The sequence below is a fragment of the Polynucleobacter parvulilacunae genome, from assembly GCF_018881715.1.
GTDB classification, from domain to species: domain Bacteria; phylum Pseudomonadota; class Gammaproteobacteria; order Burkholderiales; family Burkholderiaceae; genus Polynucleobacter; species Polynucleobacter parvulilacunae.
The window spans coordinates 262,874-287,582 of sequence record NZ_JACVPW010000001.1 but is presented as its reverse complement, the minus strand read 5'-3'; the positions used below and the strand labels follow the sequence as shown (position 1 = coordinate 287,582).

Sequence of the window (24,709 nt, the reverse complement as noted above, 5' to 3'; positions counted from 1 at the left end):
TGCAGAAATCTCGATGCGCTTAAGCCTGAGCTTTAGCTTGACGTTGACACATAGGGAAGCCCAGTTTTTCTCTAGACTCGAAGTAGGCTTGGGCAACTGCACGAGACAGGTTGCGAATGCGGCCAATATAGGCTGCACGCTCTGTAACCGAGATAGCGCCACGAGCATCTAGTAAGTTAAATGTGTGAGCTGCCTTTAGAACCATTTCATAAGCCGGTAGTGCTAGTGGCACTTCCATCAAGCGCTTAGCTTCACTTTCATAGTTCGTGAAGTTGGCAAAAAGCAAATCAGTATTGGAGTGTTCAAAGTTGTAGCAAGATTGCTCAACTTCATTCTGGTGATACACGTCACCATAAGAAATGCCATCAGCCCAAACTAGGTCATACACGTTAGAGCAGTTCTGGATGTACATTGCCAAGCGTTCAATGCCGTAGGTAATCTCACCAAGAACCGGTTTGCAATCGAGTCCACCTACTTGTTGGAAGTAAGTGAATTGGGTAACTTCCATCCCGTTCAGCCAAACTTCCCAACCAAGGCCCCAAGCACCCAGCGTTGGATTTTCCCAGTCGTCCTCTACAAAGCGAACATCATTCTCTTTGAGGTCTAAACCTAGTGCGGCAAGAGAGCCGAGATACAGGTCAAGAATATTTTCGGGGGCTGGTTTGAGAACCACTTGATATTGGTAGTAGTGCTGTAAACGATTTGGGTTCTCACCATAACGACCATCTTTTGGTCGGCGGGATGGCTGCACGTAGGCTGCCTTCCATGGCTCGGGACCTATAGCGCGTAGGAAAGTTGCGGTATGGGATGTACCAGCACCAACCTCGAGGTCGATGGGTTGCAATAGGGCACAACCTTGTTGGTCCCAATAATCTTGAAGTTTGAGAATGATTTGCTGAAAAGTAAGCATGATTAACCTGGCTAAGCCATTGATTTTACATGGCTAGAGCACTCTAGAGTTAAAAATGCTTAAAAACGCCTGTGACGAATCAGACCCCAGAGCAGTAGTAGGCAAGAAATACCCAAAATCGGTAAATTACCCCAAATGACATAAGGCGTTTTGCCAGAATAGGCCTGAACGTGGGTGCTTAGGGTTGCTTGGGTAAATTCTGGGAGCGCATTCAGTACTTTGCCATCAGGACCAAGAACTGCAGTAATCCCTGTATTAGTCGCACGTAATGCGGGAAGCCCAGTTTCCAGTGAGCGCATTTGTGACAGTCGGAGTTGCTGGGTAGAAGCTTGAGATTCCCCAAACCAGGCAAGATTGGTCATATTGATAAGTAGGTTGACGGGCTTATCGCTGTGTGTAATTCGAGAAGCAAGTTCGCCTCCAAAGACATCTTCATAGCAAATCGTAATTGCAGCGTGAATGTCATCTTGATCTTTGCGCACAATCGTAAAAGGGGATTGATCCAATCTTCCTCTAGCAAAGTCACTCATGGGTACATGAAACGCTTTGACGAACCACTGAAAGCCGGGAGGAACAAATTCCCCAAAAGGAACGAGATGGGACTTGTCGTATTGATAGGGCGCCTTCCCCGTAGAAAGGCCTGTGGCACGATTTGAATACTGCATCCCAGCCTCTCCGGGAACTTCACCAATGAGGCCCAGCAGAAGATTGCTGCCACTACCGTTGGAAAAATTTTGCAAATAATCAAATAAGCCAATTGGTAAATTGGGGATTGGCCAGGGGAATGCAGTTTCAGGAATGATGATGAGGTTCGCTGGCGCCTTGGTAATTTCACTGGCATAGAAATCAATTTGTTTACCAATTGCCTGAGGATTAAATTTCAGGCTTTGTTCAAAGTTACCCTGTAACAGTCGAACGCTAATAGGTTCTCCAGTAGGTTTTGTGAATGTGAAAAAACCACCCAGCTGTGAGATAGAAATCACAATCACAACTAAAGCGACGCTAGAGACGACGTGCTTGCGAAGTTGGTAAATTTCCCAGGAGGCCCATACCATCAAGAAGGTGCAGGCAAGTCCACCAAAGTAAGGCGCCACTGGCGCAAAGGGCCCATTGAATTGGGTTTCAGCAAAGCCCATCCAAGGAAATCCAGTAAATATATAGCCGCGCAGAAATTCTGCAAGCACCCAGCTTGAGGCCAGGAATAAGCCGGACAGCCGATTCTTTTTAAATAGAGGAATTGCCAGCGTTGCTAGAGAAAAATAGAGAGCGACATAAGTGGAGAGTAGAAATACTCCCATGCAAGCAAGTGCTGCATTCATGCCGCCTACATCATGTAGGCTAATGTAAAGCCACCAGAGACCGACAACAAAATAGCCAATCCCAAATACAAGACCTAATAAGAATTGTTTTTTAAATGCAGCGGGGACCTGAGGATCAAGGCGCCACCAGAGAAGGCTTAAAACAGGAATCTGAATCCAGCCGCCATAGGGGAGCTCTGCAATGGCTGCGAGCACTACACCCAATATAAATAAAACAAAGATTGAAAATATTTTGATATTCATGCGGGCTTGATGAGAATGCTGATCAAACAAAGCAAGTCTTAGTCAGATTTTTTATTGCTTTGTCTTGCAAGCAGAATGTGAATTTGTCTTGGATCGGCACGCTGCACTTCAAATTCAATGCCGTCTATCTCAATGAGCTCACCCATTTTAGGAACGCGGCCTAAATGTTGGATAACTAGGCCTGCAACTGTCTCAATACCCTCCACTTCAAAATGGGTGCCAAGTTTTTCGTTGAATTGCTCGAGCTCGGTGATGCCCTTGACGCGAATATCACCATTATCTAAAGCGATGAGGTTATCAGCTTCTTCGTCAATGTCATGTTCATCCTCAATATCGCCAACAATTTGCTCGAGTACATCTTCAATCGTAATAATGCCGGCTATACCGCTGTATTCATCAACCACAACGGCTAAGTGATTGCGGTTATCTTTAAAGTCTCGCAATAAAACGCTAAGGCGCTTAGATTCTGGAATAAAGACTGCCGGGCGCAACCAATCTCGAACTTGAAAGTCTTTTTCTGTAGCGTGGCGCAGTAGATCTTTGGCTAACAAAATGCCAATCACATTATCTTTGCTGCCCTCAAATACTGGAAAGCGTGAGTGAGCTGCTTCAATCACATTTTTGATGATGTCGGAAAGTGAGTGACCAATATCGATCCAATCAATTTGGGCGCGAGGCACGAGGATGTCGCGAGCACACAATTGCCCGACCTGAAAAACTCCCTCGATCATGGAGAGAGCGTCGGCATCGATCAATCCCTCGGATTGTGCTTCGCGGAGGGTTTCAATCAGTTCTTGACGGCGTTCGTTGGGTTCCGCTGGCTCTGGAGATAAAAAGTCAGTCAAGCGGTCTAAAAGGGATTTATTGGGGTCAGGCATATAGCAAGAATAGCGTAGAAAGAAGTCAAATCAAGCAAATCAACAATAGGGGTTAGCAAAACCCAATTTTTGGAGAATCTGAATTTCTAGCGCCTCCATTTTTTTGGCATCACGTCCCACCTCATGGTCATGTCCTTGGGCATGCAAGCAGCCATGCACAATTAAATGCGCTAAATGGGCTTTCAGTAACTTCCCTTGCTCTTTGGCTTCTTTTTGCAGTACAGGTAAGCAAAAAATAATATCTGCTGCCAAGTTGTTTTTAGAAAGCTCGTAAGGGAACGTTAAAACATTGGTGGCGTAGTCTTTTTGACGAAAAGACAGATTCAACTTTTTGCCTTCAACTGCATTGACAAAGCGTAGGGTAATGAGGCCACCAAGAGGTGTGGCAGTCTTGATCCATTTTTTAATTAAGGTAGAGGAAGCAGTTTTACTAACGGTGGACTCAATTGCCGGACTAGCGTATTGCAGCTCAATCGTTAGTTTGGAAGAGCTTGTTTTGTTGCTAGTTGACATGCGCCTCCACCAATTCACCTCTAAGGGTGTAGTTAAGAACTTCAGTAATGCGAATATCAACCATTTGGCCGATGAGACTCTCAATGTCTTGATCGGGTGCTGTGAAATGAATCACACGGTTATTTTCGGCGCGACCTTGTAAGTTAACGCCGTCTTTAGCAAGACCCTCAATCAGCACTCTTTCGATATTACCCAGCATCTTTTGGCTAATTTCATTTGCTTGCCCTTCAACTAATGCCAATAGTGTCTGTAGACGCTTGAGTTTGACTTCGTAAGGCGTGTCGTCGTGAAGATTCGCTGCTGGAGTGCCTGGACGTGGGCTAAAGATAAAGCAAAAGCTATTATCAAAATTGAGCTCTTTCACCATCTTGAGCAACTTCTCAAAGTCAGCCTCAGTCTCGCCTGGAAAGCCCACAATGAAGTCGCTAGAGAGCGTCAGGTCGGGACGAACTGCGCGCATCTTACGAATGATGCTCTTGAACTCCAGTGCTGTATAGCCGCGCTTCATTGCTGAGAGCATGGCATCTGAACCATGTTGAACTGGTAGGTGCAGGTGACTCACAAGCTTGGGTACTTTGGCATATACATCGATAAGACGTTGTGTAAATTCTTTTGGGTGGCTAGTAGTAAAGCGAATACGTTCCACTCCCGGAATTTCTGCGATGTATTCAATGAGCAGGGCAAAGTCCGCAATCTCTTCAGTGCCGCCCATCTTACCCAGATAGGCATTCACGTTTTGACCAAGCAGCACAATTTCTTTTACACCCTTACTAGCCAGGCCAGCTACTTCGGTAAGTACATCATCAAACGGTCTTGAGACTTCTTCGCCACGCGTATAGGGAACAACACAGTAGCTGCAATATTTGGAGCAACCCTCCATGATGGAGACATAGGCTGAGCCTCGTGTTTGGCGCGAGGCAGGAAGATGGTCAAACTTTTCAATTTCTGGAAAAGAAATATCTACCTGAGAGATGCCTGTCTTACGTCGTTGCTCAAGAAGATCGGATAAGCGATGAAGTGTTTGCGGTCCAAACACAACGTCAACGTAAGGAGCGCGACTAACAATCTGCTGGCCCTCTTGGCTGGCGACGCAACCACCAACACCAATGAGTAAGTTTGGTTTCGTTTTTTTAAGTTCACGTAGACGACCTAAGTCTGAAAAGACTTTGTCTTCCGCTTTTTCGCGGATAGAGCAAGTATTCAGAAGGACGACATCGGCATCTTCAGGCCGATCTGTCATGACCATGCCTTCATCGGCATGTAGAAGGTCTGCCATTTTTCCCGAGTCATACTCGTTCATTTGACAGCCAAAGGTTTTGATATAGAGCTTTTTCATATGCCGTTCTCAGGTTTATAGCTGGGGGCGAAGCTCAGATTTTACTGCTTAAAGCCTAGGGGCTTGGATTGTTAAATAAGTCGATAAGCCAGAATTGCCACAATTGTTGGTGGAATGGCCGCCAATAGCAAAAAGAGGGCTGAGACTGCACCATTCGGAAAGTGGCTGCGCAAGATGGCTATGCCTGCAGGATTAGGGGCGTTCGCAATCACGGTGAGACCGCCACCAGCCACCGCTCCACCTACTAAAGCGAGCTTGAATTCTGGAGAGGTACCCGTGACCAATGATCCAAGATAAGTAAGTGCCGCATTATCTGTAAAAGCAGTGAGAACAAGGCTGCCATAGAACACTGCGGTAGGACTCATCATTTCCAGAATTGGTTGGAGCCACCAGCCCTGTAGCGCACCCAATACCACCAGGCCACCCAGGAAGAATCCTACTAAGAGCGCCTCTTTCAGAATGAGTGGGCTTTGATGTTTTGGGTAGGCTGTGGTGTAGCCAATAAAAAACAGCAGAATCCACATGAAAATAATGGGGTCATGCGCAAAGAACACTACGCCAAACAAAAATAATAGGTGCATCACGATCACTGCGAATGGAATCTTCACCTCTTTTTTATTATCGTTTGGTTCAATAAGTTGGCGATGAAAGATAAGGGTGGCTGCAAGCGAGTTAATGAAAATCGCAATGCAAGACTCTAAACCAAAGTTGCTAAACATAAATGCCGAACTCCAGCCCCAGGTGGAAGCCACCATGAGAACGGGCGGTGCTGCAAAGTTGGTGAGCGTACCCCCAATCGAAATGTTCACAAAGAGAACACCAAGCGTTCCAAACAAAAGTGATTTAGAGCATTGGTGTCGATAGACCAGATCACGCAATAAGAAGGCTGCTAGGGTCATTGCTGCAGGCTCTGTGATCAATGAGCCCAGAAGCGGGGTAGCACCCAGGGTTAAAAAATACAAAGCAGGAGCGCTTCGGATTCGGAATAAAGATTGCAGCACTTTAGCTAACCCATGCAAAATTTGGGTAGAGAAATACAGAATAGGTTTTGTGCCCGCCACGATCATGATGGCAAAGACAAAAAGAGGTTCTGTGAAGTTGCGCTTATTAAGAAAGCCTTTGGCAGTATTTAAGTCGGCTTGCAGTGAAACAAAAATTACTAAGATGGCCGCCCAAAAACCAAAAACAATTTCTACCTCGCCAAGGAGATGCCACAGGCCAGCATGTCGCGGTGATTTTTTGGCAATGGATTCAAAATAGCCGGTGCAAAAGGTATGCAAAACGGCAATTGCAAAAATAACGCTTGCGCCAAGTTCTATGGGGGTAAAGTTCATAGCAGAATGGTAGCAGGTGCTTGAAGGGATTCAGGCATTGTTAATTTAGGAGGTTTTGGTGAAATTAAAGATTGGATATCAAGGGCTCATTCAGAAGGCAATGGATGAAACTGAGACACTTCCTTTGCAAAAGGCGCAGGAAATATTGAGTGATCCTAATACGCTGTTTGTGGACATTCGTGATATTCGTGAGTTAGAGCGAGAGGGCATGATTCCGAATGCGCTGCACGCTCCAAGAGGGATGCTGGAGTTTTGGGTGGATCCTGATAGCCCCTATTACAAACCCGTCTTTGGTGAGGGCAAGAGGTTGGTGTTGTATTGCGCTTCTGCATGGCGCTCTGCATTAGCGACGCAAACACTGCAGATCATGGGTGTGCCTAATGTCTGTCATTTGGAGGGTGGTTTTAGCGCTTGGAAGAAAGCACAAATGCCGGTAGTTGAAAAAACAAACAAGGAAAATAAGGCAAGCAAACCTTAATCAAGTTAAAGTCTAAAAATAAAACTAATGAATATTTTGGAGAACCTACATGAGAAAAGTAATTTCGCAATTTGGTGAAGGGCCACTGCAGCAAAAACTCAGTGCTGGTGATTTATATTTTTTAGCAGATGCAGAGGTATCTAAAGGTGGCACCGGAACTGGACCAAGTCCACATGAGTATCTGGGTGCGGCTTTAGCTGCATGTACATCCATGACTTTAAAGATGTACGCTGCACGCAAAGAAATGAATTTAGACAATGCGATTGTGACTGTGGATATCGAGCGCACTAATGATGTTGAAACATTCTCGCGTGAGATTCAATTGCTAGGAAACTTAAGCGCAGAAGAAAAGGATCGTCTACTTGAGATTGCAGACAAGTGCCCTATTCATAAAGCCTTGGCTGGTCAGATCCAAATAAAAACCCAGCTGGTAAATTAATACGAGCTGGGTTCGTAATGCTGAACTATGGCCTTATTAGACCGTGTGACATAGCTTAGTTCGGTGCTTGCGCTGGCTGATTATTTTTACCTGCGTTGTAACCAGCGTTGTAATTAGCGCCTTCATTTTTCTTGTAAGCATCGTAAACATAACCTGATGCTGCGCCAACTGCTGCACCACCAACTGCACCCCAGATTGGATTGCCGTGGAAGATTGCGGTGCCAACGGCACCAGCTGCTGCGCCAATGCCTGCGCCTGAAAGTGTGCGTTGCTCTGTATTGCTCATGTTCGAGCAACCAGCGATTGCTAAAGTTGCTGCAGTAATTGCGATAATTTTTTTCATCTCAACAGATCCTTTGAATGTGTATTAGTTTGGCTAAGTTGCTTGGATTATTTTCTGGCGCAAGGAAAACGTGTTGCTAAGAAACCCAAGAAAACACCTGACGCTGGTTTGTCAGCAACTTGTGGATTGCTTGCTGCAAACTTTACGAAATCACCAATGACTTCATCACGTGCTGGAGCTGGTTGCTTAACGCAGATAAACGGCTTTGCACGTTGTGGGTGACGGGTTGCTAAATAGGTTTCATAAACAGCAGTAGTGAAGCCAACACAAAAACTACGAGATTCTGGGCTTGCAGGGAGTTTGCAGGTATTAGCAAGTTCTTGCGTGCTCAATACTTTGATGGTTTCTTGTGCTTGAGCAAGGCCGGAAAATGCAGCTAAAGCGGCCAATGCAACGAGGAATTTTTTCATGGGTTCTCCCTTAGGTGTATGTAAAAACAATGATAAACCATAAAATTTCTTATAAATGCACTAAATAAGTGCAGAATGCCCTTTTTTGGGTTTGTTAATTCCCCATAATGATGCAAAAAATAAGAGGGGAAATTTCATGGAAACATTGAAGACAGGTAGTGATGCTTTATTCATTTTGCTTGGTGCCATCATGGTTCTGGCAATGCATGCAGGTTTTGCGTTCTTGGAATTGGGAACGGTACGCAAGAAAAACCAAGTCAATGCTTTGGTCAAAATCTTGGTGGACTTCGCGGTTTCAACGATTGCGTATTTCTTTATTGGTTACAGCATTGCTTATGGCGTGAACTTTTTCTCTGGCGCAGAGTTGTTGGCGGAGAAGAATGGTTATGAGTTGGTGAAGTTTTTCTTCTTACTCACTTTTGCTGCTGCGATCCCTGCAATTATTTCAGGGGGTATTGCAGAGCGCGCCAAATTTAATCCACAGTTAATTGCTACATTTGTATTGGTAGGGTTTGTGTATCCCTTCTTTGAGGGTATTGCTTGGAATCAGCACTACGGCATTCAAGCATGGATCAAAGGTCTCACTGGCGAAGAATTTCATGACTTTGCCGGATCGGTTGTAGTGCATGCAGTAGGCGGCTGGATTGCTTTGCCAGCAGTGATTCTGTTGGGCGCACGTCGTGGCCGCTATACAAAAGAAGGTCAAATTTCCGCTCATCCGCCTTCAAGCATTCCTTTCTTAGCTTTAGGTGCTTGGATTCTTGCGGTAGGTTGGTTTGGCTTTAATGTCATGAGTGCGCAAACGATCGACAAGATCAGTGGTTTGGTTGCGATGAATTCATTGATGGCAATGGTAGGCGGAACACTGGCAGCATGGGTAGTTGGTCGTAACGATCCCGGCTTTACATACAACGGACCTCTTGCTGGTTTAGTGGCGGTATGCGCTGGCTCAGACTTGATGCATCCCCTTGGTGCTTTATTTGTTGGTCTGGTTGCTGGTGGATTATTTGTTTATATGTTCACTTTGGTTCAAAACCGTTGGAAGCTTGATGACGTTCTCGGTGTTTGGCCTTTGCACGGCTTATGCGGACTTTGGGGCGGATTAGCAGCAGGCATATTTGGAACTAAGGCTCTGGGCGGAATTGGCGGTATCACCTTTACGGGCCAATTGATTGGCAGTGCTTTAGGAGTTGGCATTGCATTGATCGGCGGCTTTGTTGTTTATGGCGCTCTAAAAGCTGTCTTAGGTATCCGCATGTCGCAGGAAGAAGAATATGAAGGCGCTGATTTAAGTGTGCACCGCATTTCTTCTACGCCTGATCGCGAGCCAAACTGGTAATTCGCTATTTATTAGTAGTCGTTTATCTATAGCCTGATTCATACCTATAATGAGTCATGGCTATATTTGAACTAGACGGAAACGCCCCACAATTGGCTGCGGGCGCTTGGGTTGCCGAGAGCGCAGAAGTGATCGGCAAAGTAGAGCTTCATCAAGATGCAAACATCTGGCCCAAAGTCGTTATCCGTGGCGATAACGATCTGATTCAAATCGGTGAAGGCAGTAATGTGCAAGACGCTTCTGTTTTGCACACTGACCCAGGTTACCCACTCATCATTGGTAAGCACGTCACTGTTGGACATCAAGTGATGTTGCATGGATGCCATATTGGAGACGGCAGTCTGATCGGTATTGGCGCAGTCATTTTGAATGGCGCCAAGATCGGCAAAAACTGTTTGGTTGGTGCGGGCGCGCTCGTTACAGAAGGCAAAGAATTTCCGGACGGTTCGATGATTTTGGGAACTCCTGCTAAGGCTGTTAAAGAGCTGACCTCAGAACAAATTGCTGGTATTCATGATATTGCCGGACGCTATGTCAAAAATGCTCAGCGTTATGTCAAGACGCTGAAAAAGATTTCCTAATTACCCAACCTTCACCCGTTAAATATTTTGCTCTACGTTTTTAATGTAGTTCTGCCAGTCTTTTTACTCATTCTGATTGGGTATGTTGGCGGACGAGCAGGCAAGCTAGGTATCAATGCATCAACTGAGCTCAATCGTTTTGTTGTTTGGTTGGCATTGCCCGCACAACTCTTTAACTTCGCTGCGAATAGTGGTTGGCAGACACTTTGGCAGCCCGGTTTCATCACTGCATTTTTTCTCAGTTGTTTAATTGTTTTTGTTCTAGTGTTTCTTATTAGCTGGGAACGCAATCGAGATTTGGCGGCAGCCAGCTTTGATGGACTTAGCGCTTCTTATTCAAATACTGGGTATATGGGCATACCCTTGTGCGCCCTCGCCCTTGGTCAAGATGGTTTGGCGCCTGCAATTATTTCTACCTTCATTGTGTTTGTGATGTTTGCTTTGGCGACAGTCCTGATTGAAATTGGCATCTTGTCACACAAGAAGTCCCACGAGATTGTCTGGAGCGTCATCAAATCTCTTTGTACTAATCCATTATTAATCGCGCCAGTTGCTGGTTTGGCATGGGCTGCTAGCGGCTTAGATTTATATGACCCCGTTGCACAAGTGATTGCATTTTTGGCCGCTGCTTCAACGCCCTGCGCTCTTGTTTCAATTGGTTTATTCCTCATGCAAAAAAGTACTGCTGCTCCGGCGCAAGCGTGGGGTATCAGTTTGGCAAAGTTGATTCTGCAACCCTTGAGTGCTTGGATGATTGCGGGCCCCATCTTAGAGCTGCCGGCATTATGGGTGAGTGCCATCGTCATACTCAGCGCGCTACCCACAGGTACGGGACCGTTTATGTTGGCTCAGTATTACAAAGCAGACGGCAGTGTTATTTCTAGAGTAGTTTTGATTACTACCGTGAGTTCTTTGCTTACGCTCTCATTATTTTTGTGGTGGAGCAACGGGGTTTAATCCTTCGGCATCTATTTGCTTTTCCCAAGACGCATTGATAAACGCAGGTAATTGTATGCACTGATCAAAGATTCTCATCAGTGTGGGGTAGGGGCTCACATCTACTTTTGCACTCAGCGCATTAAATAGTTGAGGTACCAGGCAAACATCAATTAAGCCGGGTTGATCGCCATAAGCAAATTTGCCAACCCTAGAGTCACTGCTTAATTGTTTTTCAAGACTAGCAAGCCCCACTTTGACCCAGTGTTCGTACCACTCATCTTTTGCCTCATTGCTAAGACCAAGTTTTTTGATGAGGTAGCGCAGCACACGTAAATTATTAATAGGATGAATATCGCTTGAAATATCCATGGCAATAGAGCGTACCCAAGCGCGATCTATTGCCGACTTTGGCAAGAGAGCAGGCTCAGGCTTAATTTCTTCAAGATATTCAATGATCGCTACAGATTGATGAATCTTTGTTTCACCAAACTCATATAGCGGCACCAGGCGATTCGGGTTCTTGTTGCTATAGGCATCGCTTGATTGCTCACCACCATGTTTGCCCAGATGCACAGGAATGATTTCGTAATCCATGTCCTTGAGATTGAGGGCAATACGGACGCGAAACGCGGCAGAGCTTCGCCAAAAGCTGTAAAGCTTGGGGGTCATATCAACGCCTTATTTGTACTCATGGTTAACAGTATATTGAGGAAGACGATTCAAGTCATTGCGCGGATAAAGTGCATTAGACTCATTGCTATGGAAGATATAAATTTTTGGATTGGCATCATTGCAACTATGGCTTTTGCTGTAACCGGGGTCTTGGCTATTGCAGATCGTGGTGTCGATCTCTTTGGCGTTTTAGTGTTGGGCTTAATTACTGCAATTGGCGGTGGCACCATTCGTGACATCATTTTGGAAGCCCCTATTTTTTGGTCCGAGAATCAAATCTATGTCTGGCTTGCACTTGGAGCTAGTGTCATCACCTTCTTTGCAGAATCTTTTTTTACGCAGCCGCAAATTTATCGCTGGATGCTTTACATCGATGGTTTTGGTGCCGCACTGTTTGGTATTCAGGGGGCAGATAAGGCCTGGACTATGGGGTATGGTCTGCCGGTGGCGCCAGTCATTCTGGGTGTTGTTACTGCAATTGGCGGCGGCTTATTGCGCGATGTGTTGGCCGGTAGAAAAACACTCATCATGTCGCATGAGCTTTATGCGATTCCAGTAACACTGGGATGTTGTGCATATGTCCTGGTGCTGAACTTTCTGCCTCAGTATGTGGTCGAGGGCTCTGTGATTTGTATGCTGGGAATTTTTGGACTGCGCGCAGCAGCTATTCACTGGGATCTGCGCGTACCCAAAATGTTCATTACTAAAACGCGCTAACGGCAATATTGCTTCAATGATTCGGGGATGTCGGAACCAAATCCCAAATTTTCTATTTTCATAGTATGGTTTTTGTGGCTCTGGCTTGGGAAAGTAGCCCCTTCTTATTAGACGCTGGGCTAGTACTTGTTGTGTAATTGCTGCTAGTTTCCCAATTTCTCGGGAAAACCCCGATCTTATTTGATGGGGAATTACCCTAACTAGTGGATTTCTTTGAATTTTTTCAAAGCATAATCGATCCGTTGTTTTTTATTTAATAAAAATAGTTAGGAGCTACTGATGTCAACATCAACTAAAGCAGCCCCAATGACCGCTGAAGAACGCAAAGTTATCTTTGCATCATCTTTAGGTACGGTTTTTGAGTGGTACGACTTTTATTTGTACGGTTCACTTGCGGCAATTATTGCTAAGCAATTCTTCTCTGGCTTAGATGCTGGTTCTGCCTTCATTTTCGCTTTGTTAGCGTTTGCTGCTGGTTTCATCGTACGTCCATTCGGCGCGTTGGTGTTTGGTCGTTTAGGCGATTTGATTGGTCGCAAATACACCTTCTTGGTGACCATTCTGTTGATGGGTGGCGCAACCTTCATCGTAGGTATTCTGCCTAACTATGCAACTATCGGTGTTGCTGCTCCAGTGATCTTGATCGCATTACGTATGCTTCAAGGTTTGGCTTTGGGTGGTGAGTACGGTGGTGCTGCTACTTATGTTGCAGAACATGCTCCTCATGGTCGTCGTGGTGCTTACACAGCTTGGATTCAGACAACAGCCACTCTTGGCTTGTTCCTCTCCTTGCTTGTGATTTTGTTCACACGTGAATTTACTGGTCCAGACTTTGACGTTTGGGGCTGGCGCGTTCCTTTCATCGTTTCTATTGGATTGTTGGCAGTTTCTGTATGGATTCGTTTGTCCATGAATGAATCGCCTGCTTTCAAGAAGATGAAAGAAGAAGGCAAATTGTCTAAAGCGCCTTTGACAGAGTCATTTGGTCAATGGAAGAACTTGAAGATTGTGATCTTGGCATTGTTTGGTCTGGTTGCAGGTCAAGCGGTGGTTTGGTACACCGGTCAGTTCTACGCTTTGTTCTACCTCACCCAAGTGTTGAAGGTAGATGCTAAGACTGCGAACTTGTTGATTGCTGCTTCATTGGTAATCGGTACACCATTCTTTGTGATCTTCGGTAGCTTGTCTGACAAGATCGGCCGTAAAGTGATCATCATGGGCGGTTTGTTATTGGCTGTAATTACTTACATCCCTAACACTCCAGTTTCCGTGTTCAATGCTTTGACACACTTTGCTAACCCAGCGTTGGAGAAGGCAATGGCAACAGCGCCAGCAACTATTACTGCTGACCCAGCTGAATGTACATTCCAGTTCAATCCAACAGGTACAGCGAAGTTCACAAGCTCTTGCGATATCGCAAAACAAGTGATGGCTTCTAACTCTGCTAGCTACACTACAGTTCCGGCTCCAGCAGGAACTACTGCTGTTGTAAAAATTGGCGATATCGAAATCCCTGGATATACATCGAAGGGCATTGATCCTGCTGAAGCAAAAGCGAAAGATGCTGAGTTTAAGAAGGCAATTCGTGAGGCTTTGAACAAGGAAGGCTATCCTGTTAAAGCTGATCCAGCACAGATTAACTACTTTGCTGTGTTGTGCTTATTGGTGTACTTAGTGCTCTTGGTAACCATGGTCTATGGCCCAATCGCTGCGATGTTAGTTGAGATGTTCCCAACTCGTATTCGTTACACCTCTATGTCCTTGCCATACCATATTGGTAACGGTTGGTTCGGTGGCTTGTTGCCAACGATCTCCTTCGCCTTGGTAGCGCAAAACGGTAACATTTACTACGGTCTCTGGTACCCAATCATCATCGCTGCGATGACATTGGTAATCGGTACACTGTTTGTTAAAGAAACCAAAGACGTAGATATCTACGCACGTGACTAAGAAGATTCAATAAGCTTCTTTAGTTAGCTTCAAATAAGAAGCCCGATCAGAAATGGTCGGGTTTTTTTATTCCCACAAATCTTTTTGATTGCGATTGTTTAAGAGTTTTTGATTTTGCTGGGCGATAGAAATATTGCGTGATCCAGGAACTAGGGTAATTTCAGCGCCAGCACTAAGGGCCCCAGTTTTTAGTACTCGTAAATACCAGCCACTAAAGCCAGATTGCAGCATTGCCTTGCTTGCGCCTTTGTAGCCAACAGCGGCGTTGAATTTGAAACAAGGTTCACGGAGTTTTACGACAGCGAACTCGAGCTCGTCAATAATCAATTTATCCCCAACAAACACTTCAGTTTCCAATAAGCCCTCGATGGTAAAGTTTTCGCCGATGGCGCCATGCTTTAAATTAACAGTGCGCTTGGTCTCTCTACTGAGTAATTCATTCCAGAAAGTGTAGTGTTCTGCTGGATAAACATAAATCGCCTTTTCCATGCCACCATGTACAGACAGATCGGCCTGCTCATCGCCTTTAACACCAAGCGAAGTGATTTCAATCGGTGCAGGACTTTCTAAATTGCTGATACTCCTCTTATGAATCGCCGAAGCAACGGACTTGTAATTCGGATGATGATTGCCAAACAAAGAAACCACTTTGCCGGCCGATATGGAGAGAAGTCTCATGGGAGAGGGGTGCTTAAAGGATATTTGTTAAGGGGTATTGATTAGTAACGGCAGCGGGCATCACTCTTGTACTTAGTGAAGTAAACAATAAGATCAGCGTCGGACTTGTATTGGGTGTAATAAATCACTGCGCGTGCATCGCTTTTGTACTTTGTGTAGAACCAAACGCCAGGTTCATTGTCGCTAGAGTATTGGGTGTCATAGACAATACAGTTCGCCTCTGATTGGTATTTGGTGACAAAGACTTTGGCATTGGCCTCAGAGGGGTAATTGGTAACGAAGATTTGTGCTGCAGATGCGCATACCGGAAAGCAGAGGCTTAATATAAGGGCGCTGCGAAGTCGAGAAAGGAATAGATTCATTCGGGAATATTACGCTTTCTGATTTTTGTATGCACCTTAAGCTAATATGAACCTATGATGAATTTTCCTCAAATGAAAATAGTTGTCACACTTAGTCAGCTGGCTCTGCTCATTTTTTCTGCCATGGTGAGTCAAAGCGTTTATGCCAAGTGGGATGAAGAGCGTGACATGACTACCAACGGCAAAGAAGAGCTGGTCTATTACTACAAGACTAATGAGCAGGGTCAGAAGCTCGTGCTCGATAAGTATGTAAAGCGTCTCATTTTTATACGTCCTGATAAGTTTTATAAGCGCTCCATTAAGCAGATCAAGATTGATGGGGTGGTGGTAGATGTGAATAGCGACCCCTTTTCTCGCTACCCTGAGCAAACAGCCATTGTTTTTGAAAATAAGGATGAAGTGCTGAAAAAGCTCTTTTTAGCCAAGAAAATTGAATTTAACGTCCTTTATGGCCGAGACGAGGCTATGAGCACATTCCAGATTAAATAGGGGCCGAAGTGGGGGTCTAAGGTTAGGATCCCCGCTTCCTTTAGACAGATAGGCTCTGATCATTTACAATAGCGAGTTCGGCGAATTAGCTCAGCTGGTTAGAGCGACGGAATCATAAAGCACAGCGTCCAGGTTGTCCGACCCTAAAAGTCAATAAATTCAACGACTTACAAACCCAAGGTTTTCACCGTAGCACACACCGTGTGACACACCACCCGCAAAGTACTAAAGAATAAGGTTTTGCTGGACAAAAGCGTTCTAGCATATGGCTTGGAGCGGAGGGTAGTGGTCGGGGAACGGATGATTTTCTAGCTGTGCAGATCAGCCTGCCATTAACGGGCATTCAAAGGTGTCGTTTAAAACGACAGAGGGTTTGTCTTAGGTGATATTGGATATGCTCGTAAAGGCCCGTTTAAGGCCTTTTGAAGGATTTTTAATTGCTTGTTGGGCGCCATCGCTTTAGCTTTATGCAAAAGTGGGCTTAGCCCAGTTGTAAATCTCTGTTGCCAAATCTATGGGTGATGGAAGGCTTACAACTTGAAAGCCATCTTGTTCTAACTTCCACTCATACTCATCAATAACATTTTCAATTTTTTTGAAATCTTTTGAGTCTATGGAATCAGGGTCTGGAGTGAGGAGAAAGAGGCCAACATGTTTAAGATCCTTAACTCGGGAATAGGTAGTCAGATCTCGGCTGGATTTAAGAAGGTTTAGCTCAACGCTTTGGGTTGACTTATAGACGGCAGAAATCACGCTTCCACATGCTCGTGTAGTGATGAGGTTTAGGTCTAAATGATGGAACTCCCCAGCTTCTTCGAGCAAAACCCCTTGACTATTTTGATTAACAATCCGATCGTAGTCCAAGTTTGCTATACGTTTTAATTCATCGTTAACGATTTTTCTTGCATGTGGCGTGTCAATAGACTCGAATCCATAGGATTTTGAGGCAGTACTTGGAGCCATAGCTACAACCTCTTTAAATAGTCGCTCTATAGTTGTTTCCCAATTATCTCCAGATATGAAGAGTGGTTTAGAGAGACTAAGGCAATTAGTACTAAATTCAATTTCTGGAATGCTAGTTTTGTTATGTACACATTTTCTTAAAAGCTCCTCAGCATAAGTCATTATTTCTCGGATTGATTTTTGAGGAAAGCTATCTCTGTATATGCATTCAAATTTTTTGAAATCATCTAGTAATTTAAAATGCAAACGTTCGCCTGGAGTCTGAACGACAACTCCAATTGTGAAGCGTTGTGGAGAAAATGCATCTGGTTGGAGCTCTAAAGTGCTCCAAGCCCCATTAAATAGGGCTTTAGGGGGTTTTTTGGCGAGACGTTGTAGATGAGAGAAATCCTCATCAAACTGAATTTTATTTTTGCTCATGCTATGACCCCTAAGGTATTTGCAAGCCATCCAGATTGGGATCGCTGAGTTAATGTGCTCATAGTCAAAGGTATTAGTGTGCTCGCCATATGAGGATAAATCATTGCGATAATTTGAGAAAGCTCATTTTGTTTGGTTGATATTGCATCTGCGTGTTTTGTTGATGCATTGGCCATATCCATTTGAAAGCGAAGAAGGTTACTTGGCGACAGTTTCTGTTTGGCTTCTAAAAGCAAACTTCTTTGTTCAAAAGTTTTCCCAGTTGGTTTCCAAAGCAAATCGTGAAGAATTGTCTCGTGATCAATAGAGATGTAGGTGCTATTTGATACTCGAATTACGTTTCCATAATTTCGATCCATTAGGTCAGTCCATAAATCAAATGATGCTATTTTTCGTGCATCTTTGCTCATAAGACATTGCTGGCGGGCCAGCCAAAACAGCCATTTGTGAACTTGTCGAACAGACTTACCTGCGACAAGTTCGCAGCACCAAGCAGGGCATTCATTCATACCATCAAATTCAGAAGGAAGGTCCATGCACTCGCGTAGGCTGGAAATCGGAACCATAACTATTGCAGCAAATGGTGCACAAGAGAGCCCGGATGATTGGGCTAGTTCCCAGCCAATTGCTTCTCCGAGAAGAGAGGGGTAATTCAAGGGTAGTAGCTTTACTACGCAATCTCGAAGTTTCCCTGAGATGTCAGCAATTTTTGCTAAATGAGTTGTTTTATTGATGCCCGAGTTACTTAGTGTGCCGCGAAATTCACGCCAAGCTGATGAGTCGAGAACTTCTATGGACATCTAAACGCTCCAAATTGGGCAATTGGTTATTTTGATTATAGGTCAAGCAAATAAGTAGCTCCTTATCTTGTTAGTATTAATCAATATTTAATGCATTCAGATTGGTGCGGAAGCTATGGGAAGAAATCTATATAAGTATGTAAGTCCTGAATATATTAATGATGTATTTGCTAGTGCGAATCTTGTCACGTTGAAATGCTCTTATCCCAAAGATTTCAATGATCCATATGAGCTCTTCTTGGCAGTTGATTCAAAGATTGAGCCAAATCACTTGGCTTTTTACAGTGATGTAATTGGCGAGTTGCCTCAACGACCTACTACTTGTTTTTCACGCTCTCCGACGGTTATTCCCATGTGGGCCCATTATGCCCAGTCTATGCAAGGGTTCGTAATAGAGTTTGATGAAAACTGTTTATCGGAGCACTTTCCTAACAGTATATTCAATGATATTGAATACCGAGATACGCCAAATGAAGATACATTTGAATGGCTCCATCACGCATCTGTAATAGGAAAGCCTAGATACATTTATTTTCTTCAAAATTCAGTTTTTAGTGCTGCGTATTTTTCAAAAGCAACATCTTGGAGTTATGAGCATGAACGTAGAATGGTGGTAAATGACTCTGCAATAAGGTTGTCTGATGAGAGTTCTATGTTGATAGATGTGCCAAAAGATTGCATAAAAGCTCTTATATGTGGACCAAAGGCCAATACAGAGACCATTAAAAAAGTGCGAAAAAATGCACAAGAACTCGGGTGTAATTATTACGAAATGAAAATCGGAAAAGGGTCTGTAGAACCATTTTTTTCTGATCTAGAGGGTAATATCCTAAGTTTCAATGATGTCGAAATTATTAAATCTTCGAAGACTTGTAGATCATGCAAGGAGCCACTTGTATCAGGTTTAGAGCTGTGTTCATGGTGTCGAATAGAGGACTCGCATAGAGAGCATGCTGCTCAACGTAATATATTTAGAGTACTTGCAGATCGAAACCTGCTCTCAGACTATCTTGATGGCATGGACGAGATAGGTAGTAAGAATCGTAAAAATTAGCAAATAAAAATTTCAGTCCTAGCGAGTTCACGGAGCGGTAATAGATCGCACTAATAATTTCTTTAGTCAATTCAAGTGCTTAAGAATGATTAAAGTGGGTGTGCAATGAAGTGTCGTTTAAAACGACAAACTGCTCTAATGAGCATAGAATGAATCAAATAATTATGTGAAAGGTAATTATGGATAACAAAGAACACTGGGAAAAAGTCTACGGCACTAAGGCACCAGATGCTGTCAGTTGGTATACGCCCCATCTTGAAACTTCCTTAAATCTCATTCATAAAGCAACAGCCAATAAAGATGCCGCGATTATTGACATCGGTGGCGGCGAAGCTACTTTAGTTGACGACCTTTTATTTGAGGGTTACCAAGACATCAGTGTTTTAGATATTTCTCAGAAAGCAATTGATGTCGCTAGAGAAAGGCTGGGAAAGTCAGCAGAAGAAGTACATTGGTATTGTGCTGATATTACTCAGGCAACGCTTCCTCAGAATTATTTTGATGTTTGGCACGACAGAGCTGTATTTCACTTTTTAACGGAAGAAGCTCAGCGAGCCAGATATGTAGAGCAAGTGATGCGCTCTGTTAAGCATGGTGGTTATGTGATTATGTCCACTTTTGGTCCAGATGGCCCTGAGAAATGTAGTGGGTTGGATGTCGTTCGCTATGACTCAGAGAATCTCCATGGACAGTTTGGCAAGACTTTTAAGCTCATTAATAGTTCAACTGAAACCCATAAAACACCAATGGGCACTACCCAACAATTCTTATATTGCTTTTGTAGGATGGAATAAAAGCTCAAAAAGGAGGCTTTCATGAATGCCAACACTAGAACCCTTGAAGAATTGTTTGAGCAACTTGGACTGTCCTCTCAAAAGATTCATATGGGGCGGTTCATTGAAAAACATCAAATGAAGCCAGGTTCAATCTTAGAAGATGCAATTTTTTGGGCTCCTGACCAAAGGACTTTTTTGATTGAGGCAAAAGCAGAGGATTCTGACTGGTGTGAAGTGGTTGATCGTTTAGCCAATCTTCTGATAAGAACTTCAGGTTTCGCATAACCCCTGATTTTCGCAAACTCACTTAAATGAAACCTAGACATGCTGCCTAGATAGGCATAGGATGAAACTAGGCACTTAGCCTAATGGAGGTTGATATGAATCAATTCATGGATGGCTCAATGATGGGTGGAATGGGATTGGTCGGGGTTTTGGTCTTAATTGCCCTCATTCTTTCGATAGCAGCCCTATGTAAGTACTTGTTTTTTACAAAAAAGTAACCATATATAGGTATAGATAAAGTAAGGGAGAGTGCTATGCCTCAAATCAATTTAAGTGTGCAGGGTATGACTTGTGGTTCATGTGTAAAGCATGTAACCAAAGCTCTTGAAGTGTTGGATGGTGTTGAAAGTGTTCATGTGGATTTACAGTCTGGTCGTGTGCAAGTTGGTAGAACGACAGATCAATCTGGTGACCTTATCCATGCCTTGGATGAAGAGGGCTACCCATCTAGCTTAGACTTGGATGAACAATCTGCTGCTCCCGCCCAGAAAAACAGTGGTGGCTGCTGCTGTGGCTGATCCCCAAGCTTAATTGGCTATAAGGGCTTAAAATAGGTATATGAAGAAGATTGCAGTAATGCTCTTTCTGAGTTTCATAGTTGGCATGGTTAATGCCAGCACAATGCCTATTGCATCAGGAGAATCTTCCCATGCCATGCAGACTGCTTCTCATAGTCACTGCGAGGAGGCTGTTGCTTCTGCATCTCATGATGAATCTCAGCCAGTTAGCAAGTTAAGTGTTAGCCACTATTGCTGTTCATCTATTGCGGTTTTAAATAACCCAGTTACTTTTGCACTTAACGAATCATCTGACGTCTATTTGCTTGGTGAAACACCCAAGTCTATTTCCAATATTACTGAATCGATCTACAAGCCACCAAAACAATATCTGTAATCACTTCTGATTGGACGACTTTTGTCGTTTTGATAATTTATGTTTTGGAGATTTAGTAATGAATATGACTCACTATATGCAGTTATTGGCAGACAACCAGCCCTGGAATCTGCTCATCTTTATGGCTATACCGATAGTACTTGCTGAGACATTGGCAATCACTGAGCTGTATATCCTCTTTACTCGTAAGTTTGATGGCTTTGTGTATCACCTCAACCGCTTTTCAGGCACAACGGTTGGACTGTACTTTATTGGCATCATTGCCTATTTGATGACTACCGCAGTTGTTCCTATTACTAAGGGTGGTGAATGGAGAACGGTAATTGATGTAGTTGCCGTTGGCAGTTACCTCATTGGTGGCTTGCCATTAATTTGGATTGCCTTGCAAGAGTTTGGTTTTGTGAATCAAAAGCTAGACCAAATAGGTAAGTTAAAGATTCATGCAATCTGCGTTGCCTTATTCCTAGTATTTGGGCATATCGCTATGATTTCAGGAATGCTGGACCCATCATTACTTGGCTATAAAGGTGCTGATACCCATCAAATGAGTGGCAATTCAAGGTATGAGCAATGCGATCCTTCAATGCATTCACAAATGATGCAAATGCACCAACAGATGATGGGCAACATGACTCCTGCACAAATTAAGCAGATGCAAAAGCAAATGCCTATGAATGGTGGGAATATGCCAATGGGCAGCGGACAAATGCCCCAGCAGATGCAACAAAATATGCCTATGGGTAATTCAGGGCATAACCATTAATCAAATTTGCGTCGAATCTAAACCGCCTTCGGGCGGTTTTTCTTGTTATGGCCGCTCTTTGGGTCTTAAGCGGCCGTTAAATAGAGCCTAGGAGTAGTAATAGATCGCACTAATAATTTCAGCAAGTAATTTAAGCGGTTGCAAATGATTTAAATGAGCGTGTAATGAAGTGTCGTTTTGAACGACATCGTATGGCGGCTATCGGCAAATTACTGTTGGCAGAGGCGGGAATTGAAAGTGCCTGTGGCGGGTCGATTCTGGCCTGAGCCATCTTAGAAATGCAAAAGCAATACTCGTGCGATTAAAATCTATAGATGAAATCTATCAAATCATCTCCTTATATTCGTTTTTTGAATTGCTTGAATGCTCTAGATTGCATGAACCCAGGTAAGAAACTGGATTCTACCGAAGAGCAACTCTTAAATCACATCTCTTTATCAGCTTCGCGGGATAAAGAGCTTTTAGTAGGTGACTTAATTCAGCTGAGCCAATTTGGCTCTCAAGCTACACTCCATGGTCGCCTAAAGAATCTCGTTGCGATGGGTTATGTGAAGTTAACTGAAGATAAAACCGATGGCCGAAAGAAGTGCGTAGCTCCCACAGCAAAAGCATTCAAATATTACGAGCAATTATCGGTTTGCTTGGAAAAAGCAATAAAAGGGAGTTAGGCGGAACTCATCAAGAGTTGCTCTTTAAAAGGGCAAAATCAATTCTCCGTCCCTACGCAGTCCATGTCGTTTAAAACGACAAAACAAGAGTAAATTGAGCTTGTAATGTTTAAAACAATTCTTGCTCTTCCTCGCACCGTTTGGCTCATTGGTCTCATTAGCCTGGTAAATGATTCGGCCAGCGAAATGCTGTATCCATTAATGCCTTTATATCTAGCCTCAGTCTTGATGGCCGGACCCAAAGCACTAGGCATTATTGAGGGCATTGCTGAAGCTACTTCAAGTATTTTCAAATTAGTTTCGGGCGTCATTGTTGATCGCACTAAGAAAGCCAAGCCTTGGATTGTGTTGGGCTACACATTAGCGGGCATTGGGCGACCGCTTATTGCTATTGCGAATTCATGGCTATGGGTGTTAGCAATTCGCTTTACTGATCGCATGGGTAAAGGTCTTCGAAGCTCTCCCCGTGACGCTCTTTTGGCTGAGAGCGTAAATGAGAATCAACGAGGTGTTACCTATGGCCTACATAGGTCAATGGATAACGCCGGAGCAGTCATCGGCCCACTGCTGGCCGCTATGTTTTTATCTATGGGTGTACCCCTCAAAGATATCTTTCTATGGGCCATTGTTCCAGCTGTAATCACTATTACCCTTGCTTTGTGTATCAAAGAGCCAAAGCGAGAGGCGGCCCCACAAGCAAGTAAATTTAGCTGGTCGCTTGAAGGTATGCCAGATCAATTTAAAAGATATCTTGTGGTGGCGGGCATTTTTGCTTTGGCTAATTCATCCGACATGTTTTTGTTATTAAGGGCAAGAGAAGCGGGAGTTCCACAAGAACAAATTCCACTCTTATGGGCGGCAATCTCCTTAATTACGACCTTGTTCGGTACCCCCTTGTCGGCACTATCAGACACCTTTGGCCGTAAGCGGTTTATTTTGATTGCTTGGATTGCTTTTGCTTTTTTCTATATCGCGATGGGTTTGCCTGGTATATCTGTCTATCAAATATTTGCGCTCTTTGGAATCTATGGATTATTTAAAGCAGCTACTGAAGGTGTTGAGAAAGCCTTGGTGGCAGACATGGCTCCTAAAGGGTTGGCTGGCACAGCCTTTGGTTGGTTCAATTTAATTACTGGATTAATGTTATTTCCAGCTTCATTTATCTTTGGTTGGGTATACGAATCTATTTCTCCGTTATATGCATTCTTATTTTCAGGTAGCTGCGCCTTGGTGGCTTTCCTATTGATGGCTACTTGGGTGTACAAGGGTAGGACATTTAGGAATTGATTGTTCGTTTACTTTTTTAATTAAAGTTATGCCCTATAAAATTTTAATAATGTACTAATCGCAATTGCATCTTCATGTTTTTGAAGAGCATGAACTTTGTCGTGAAGCTCTTTTAGCTCTAAGCAGCTTAATGCTTTAAGTTTGATGATATCTAATCCATAAGAATCAATAAGGTAACGCCTTCTGGATCTGCACCCACCAAACAATGAAACCAGCGCTAAGATAGCAAGCGAAAATAGAAGAAGTGCAAAGGAAGTCATCATAATTATTTTTCCTCGTATAAATTAAGTGTTGTTTCCATTCAATCCGAAGTGTCTATTCTTGCATGGGGTAAAAAATAATGATGAGCCTAATATCTTTTTACGAATGGTTCTCATTATTGATTTATCTATAAAATTAAGGACCGCTTTTATTTGTTGATTGGTCTTTAAAGTGAAATGTTAGGGGTGTAGAATTAAAGTATGTCTTTATTGCGGTCTAAGCCTCTTCTTGTTGTCATATTTCTGCTGGCAGTAGTTTTGCAGGTATTGACACCATTTCTACATGCTCATACTGGTGCCTCAAGTCAGTTCGGTCTTCACCTTCATGTAGCCAGTACTGGTTTTGAATCTTCCGCCGCATCTGAGTCTGCCAAAGTTTTTTTCACGAGTACCACGGAAGAATCTCCTGAGGTAGGCGTTCCCGCTTCTCGTCAAAGTGAAAAATTTGATCTCCTCATCCTAAGTTTTTATGCTTTAACCCTGTTTGCCTTGGTTTATGCAGTCAGTTGTCTAAAACAAATTTACTATTTTTGTAGCGTTGATAGATTCGCTTTTCAAAGGCACGCCCAAAGTTCACCACCCCTTTCTTTGGCTCCGCCTCTAGACCTC

The 24,709-nt window shown here is 43.8% G+C and carries 31 protein-coding genes; 17 read left to right on the top strand and 14 right to left on the bottom strand.

Annotation, left to right across the window (positions count from 1 at the left end; genetic code table 11):
• Positions 1-19: 19 nt before the first annotated feature.
• From glyQ to ICN18_RS01440, 6 genes are all read right to left on the bottom strand, one after another.
• Positions 20-910, bottom strand: coding sequence for a glycine--tRNA ligase subunit alpha (glyQ, locus tag ICN18_RS01465; protein WP_068319536.1), 891 nt, complete (start codon positions 908-910; stop codon positions 20-22).
• Positions 911-969: 59 nt separating this feature from the next.
• Positions 970-2,472 carry an apolipoprotein N-acyltransferase gene (gene lnt, locus ICN18_RS01460; RefSeq protein ID WP_216188775.1) on the bottom strand — a complete coding sequence of 501 codons (1,503 nt, stop codon included), beginning with the start codon at positions 2,470-2,472 and terminating at the stop codon, positions 970-972.
• 38 nt (positions 2,473-2,510) lie between these two features.
• Positions 2,511-3,350, bottom strand: coding sequence for a CorC family transporter (locus tag ICN18_RS01455; RefSeq protein ID WP_216188774.1), 840 nt, complete (start codon positions 3,348-3,350; stop codon positions 2,511-2,513).
• Positions 3,351-3,389: 39 nt separating this feature from the next.
• Complete coding sequence (ybeY, locus tag ICN18_RS01450) at positions 3,390-3,863, bottom strand: rRNA maturation RNase YbeY (protein WP_216188773.1); 474 nt, start codon at positions 3,861-3,863, stop codon at positions 3,390-3,392.
• Positions 3,853-5,199, bottom strand: a complete 1,347-nt coding sequence (miaB, locus tag ICN18_RS01445; protein ID WP_216188772.1) for a tRNA (N6-isopentenyl adenosine(37)-C2)-methylthiotransferase MiaB — start codon at positions 5,197-5,199, stop codon at positions 3,853-3,855. The genes ybeY and miaB overlap by 11 nt, the downstream gene beginning before the upstream one ends.
• A gap of 71 nt (positions 5,200-5,270) precedes the next feature.
• Positions 5,271-6,533: a putative Na+/H+ antiporter gene (locus ICN18_RS01440; RefSeq protein WP_216188771.1), complete on the bottom strand. Its 1,263-nt coding sequence runs from the start codon at positions 6,531-6,533 to the stop codon at positions 5,271-5,273.
• 58 nt (positions 6,534-6,591) lie between these two features.
• On the opposite strand from ICN18_RS01440, the gene ICN18_RS01435 reads away from it, so the two are divergent.
• Both ICN18_RS01435 and ICN18_RS01430 read left to right on the top strand, forming a co-directional pair.
• Positions 6,592-7,011 carry a rhodanese-like domain-containing protein gene (locus ICN18_RS01435; RefSeq protein ID WP_216188770.1) on the top strand — a complete coding sequence of 140 codons (420 nt, stop codon included), beginning with the start codon at positions 6,592-6,594 and terminating at the stop codon, positions 7,009-7,011.
• Positions 7,012-7,060: 49 nt separating this feature from the next.
• Positions 7,061-7,450, top strand: a complete 390-nt coding sequence (locus ICN18_RS01430) for an OsmC family protein (protein WP_216188769.1) — start codon at positions 7,061-7,063, stop codon at positions 7,448-7,450.
• Positions 7,451-7,505: 55 nt separating this feature from the next.
• Here the strand turns inward: ICN18_RS01430 and ICN18_RS01425 are convergent, their stop codons facing one another.
• Together ICN18_RS01425 and ICN18_RS01420 are read right to left on the bottom strand one after the other, a co-directional pair.
• Positions 7,506-7,793: a YMGG-like glycine zipper-containing protein gene (locus tag ICN18_RS01425; RefSeq protein WP_215360261.1), complete on the bottom strand. Its 288-nt coding sequence runs from the start codon at positions 7,791-7,793 to the stop codon at positions 7,506-7,508.
• Positions 7,794-7,840: 47 nt separating this feature from the next.
• Positions 7,841-8,203 (bottom strand): Rap1a/Tai family immunity protein, encoded by a 363-nt coding sequence (locus ICN18_RS01420; RefSeq protein ID WP_216188768.1) that lies wholly within the window; start codon positions 8,201-8,203, stop codon positions 7,841-7,843.
• A 136-nt stretch (positions 8,204-8,339) separates the two neighbouring features.
• Between ICN18_RS01420 and ICN18_RS01415 the strand changes: the two genes are divergently transcribed.
• Genes ICN18_RS01415 through ICN18_RS01405 form a run of 3 tightly spaced genes read left to right on the top strand, consistent with a single transcriptional unit; the run spans position 8,340 to position 11,080 of the window.
• Positions 8,340-9,542 (top strand): ammonium transporter, encoded by a 1,203-nt coding sequence (locus ICN18_RS01415; RefSeq protein ID WP_216188767.1) that lies wholly within the window; start codon positions 8,340-8,342, stop codon positions 9,540-9,542.
• A gap of 56 nt (positions 9,543-9,598) precedes the next feature.
• Positions 9,599-10,123, top strand: coding sequence for a gamma carbonic anhydrase family protein (locus tag ICN18_RS01410; RefSeq protein ID WP_216188766.1), 525 nt, complete (start codon positions 9,599-9,601; stop codon positions 10,121-10,123).
• 27 nt (positions 10,124-10,150) lie between these two features.
• Complete coding sequence (locus ICN18_RS01405) at positions 10,151-11,080, top strand: AEC family transporter (RefSeq protein ID WP_216188765.1); 930 nt, start codon at positions 10,151-10,153, stop codon at positions 11,078-11,080.
• On the opposite strand, the gene maiA is transcribed toward ICN18_RS01405, so the two are convergent.
• Positions 11,051-11,731, bottom strand: coding sequence for a maleylacetoacetate isomerase (gene maiA, locus ICN18_RS01400; RefSeq protein ID WP_216188764.1), 681 nt, complete (start codon positions 11,729-11,731; stop codon positions 11,051-11,053). The genes ICN18_RS01405 and maiA overlap by 30 nt on opposite strands.
• Before the next feature lie 90 nt (positions 11,732-11,821).
• Between maiA and ICN18_RS01395 the strand changes: the two genes are divergently transcribed.
• Together ICN18_RS01395 and ICN18_RS01390 are read left to right on the top strand one after the other, a co-directional pair.
• The gene (locus tag ICN18_RS01395) at positions 11,822-12,451 is read left to right on the top strand and encodes a trimeric intracellular cation channel family protein (RefSeq protein WP_216188763.1); all 630 of its coding nucleotides are present in this window, start codon (positions 11,822-11,824) and stop codon (positions 12,449-12,451) included.
• A gap of 279 nt (positions 12,452-12,730) precedes the next feature.
• Positions 12,731-14,401 (top strand): MFS transporter, encoded by a 1,671-nt coding sequence (locus tag ICN18_RS01390; RefSeq protein WP_216188762.1) that lies wholly within the window; start codon positions 12,731-12,733, stop codon positions 14,399-14,401.
• Positions 14,402-14,467: 66 nt separating this feature from the next.
• Here ICN18_RS01390 and ICN18_RS01385 read toward each other — a convergent pair whose 3' ends face one another.
• Together ICN18_RS01385 and ICN18_RS01380 are read right to left on the bottom strand one after the other, a co-directional pair.
• Entirely contained in the window at positions 14,468-15,079 is a 612-nt protein-coding gene (locus ICN18_RS01385; RefSeq protein ID WP_216188761.1) for an MOSC domain-containing protein, read from the bottom strand.
• Positions 15,080-15,120: 41 nt separating this feature from the next.
• Positions 15,121-15,441: a 7(1) septoil knot domain-containing protein gene (locus ICN18_RS01380; protein WP_216188760.1), complete on the bottom strand. Its 321-nt coding sequence runs from the start codon at positions 15,439-15,441 to the stop codon at positions 15,121-15,123.
• 72 nt (positions 15,442-15,513) lie between these two features.
• Here ICN18_RS01380 and ICN18_RS01375 point away from each other — a divergent pair, with 72 nt between their 5' ends.
• Positions 15,514-15,930 carry a hypothetical protein gene (locus tag ICN18_RS01375; protein WP_255532033.1) on the top strand — a complete coding sequence of 139 codons (417 nt, stop codon included), beginning with the start codon at positions 15,514-15,516 and terminating at the stop codon, positions 15,928-15,930.
• Between the two features lie 465 nt (positions 15,931-16,395).
• Here the strand turns inward: ICN18_RS01375 and ICN18_RS01370 are convergent, their stop codons facing one another.
• A complete protein-coding gene (locus ICN18_RS01370; RefSeq protein ID WP_216188758.1) occupies positions 16,396-17,313 on the bottom strand; it encodes a hypothetical protein in 918 nt (305 codons plus the stop codon).
• A complete protein-coding gene (locus ICN18_RS01365; protein ID WP_216188757.1) occupies positions 17,310-18,113 on the bottom strand; it encodes a hypothetical protein in 804 nt (267 codons plus the stop codon). Before ICN18_RS01365 ends, ICN18_RS01370 begins: the two co-directional genes overlap by 4 nt.
• Positions 18,114-18,228: 115 nt before the next feature.
• Between ICN18_RS01365 and ICN18_RS01360 the strand changes: the two genes are divergently transcribed.
• The 9 genes from ICN18_RS01360 (at position 18,229) to ICN18_RS01325 (ending at position 23,840) form a co-directional block, all read left to right on the top strand.
• The gene (locus ICN18_RS01360; RefSeq protein WP_216188756.1) at positions 18,229-19,167 is read left to right on the top strand and encodes a DUF2971 domain-containing protein; all 939 of its coding nucleotides are present in this window, start codon (positions 18,229-18,231) and stop codon (positions 19,165-19,167) included.
• Between the two features lie 179 nt (positions 19,168-19,346).
• The gene (locus tag ICN18_RS01355) at positions 19,347-19,961 is read left to right on the top strand and encodes a class I SAM-dependent methyltransferase (protein WP_216188755.1); all 615 of its coding nucleotides are present in this window, start codon (positions 19,347-19,349) and stop codon (positions 19,959-19,961) included.
• Positions 19,962-19,982: 21 nt separating this feature from the next.
• A complete protein-coding gene (locus ICN18_RS01350) occupies positions 19,983-20,228 on the top strand; it encodes a DUF2789 family protein (protein WP_216188754.1) in 246 nt (81 codons plus the stop codon).
• A gap of 95 nt (positions 20,229-20,323) precedes the next feature.
• A complete protein-coding gene (locus ICN18_RS10410) occupies positions 20,324-20,446 on the top strand; it encodes a hypothetical protein (protein ID WP_255532032.1) in 123 nt (40 codons plus the stop codon).
• A gap of 36 nt (positions 20,447-20,482) precedes the next feature.
• On the top strand, positions 20,483-20,746 hold the full coding sequence (locus ICN18_RS01345) for a heavy-metal-associated domain-containing protein (RefSeq protein ID WP_216188753.1): 264 nt from the start codon (positions 20,483-20,485) through the stop codon (positions 20,744-20,746).
• A gap of 40 nt (positions 20,747-20,786) precedes the next feature.
• Positions 20,787-21,122, top strand: a complete 336-nt coding sequence (locus ICN18_RS01340) for a hypothetical protein (protein ID WP_216188752.1) — start codon at positions 20,787-20,789, stop codon at positions 21,120-21,122.
• A gap of 58 nt (positions 21,123-21,180) precedes the next feature.
• Complete coding sequence (locus tag ICN18_RS01335) at positions 21,181-21,885, top strand: DUF6803 family protein (RefSeq protein ID WP_216188751.1); 705 nt, start codon at positions 21,181-21,183, stop codon at positions 21,883-21,885.
• Between the two features lie 314 nt (positions 21,886-22,199).
• Positions 22,200-22,553 carry a winged helix DNA-binding protein gene (locus ICN18_RS01330; protein ID WP_216188750.1) on the top strand — a complete coding sequence of 118 codons (354 nt, stop codon included), beginning with the start codon at positions 22,200-22,202 and terminating at the stop codon, positions 22,551-22,553.
• Between the two features lie 105 nt (positions 22,554-22,658).
• A complete protein-coding gene (locus tag ICN18_RS01325) occupies positions 22,659-23,840 on the top strand; it encodes an MFS transporter (protein ID WP_216188749.1) in 1,182 nt (393 codons plus the stop codon).
• A gap of 26 nt (positions 23,841-23,866) precedes the next feature.
• On the opposite strand, the gene ICN18_RS01320 is transcribed toward ICN18_RS01325, so the two are convergent.
• Positions 23,867-24,103: a hypothetical protein gene (locus ICN18_RS01320; RefSeq protein ID WP_216188748.1), complete on the bottom strand. Its 237-nt coding sequence runs from the start codon at positions 24,101-24,103 to the stop codon at positions 23,867-23,869.
• Between the last annotated feature and the right edge of the window lie 606 nt (positions 24,104-24,709).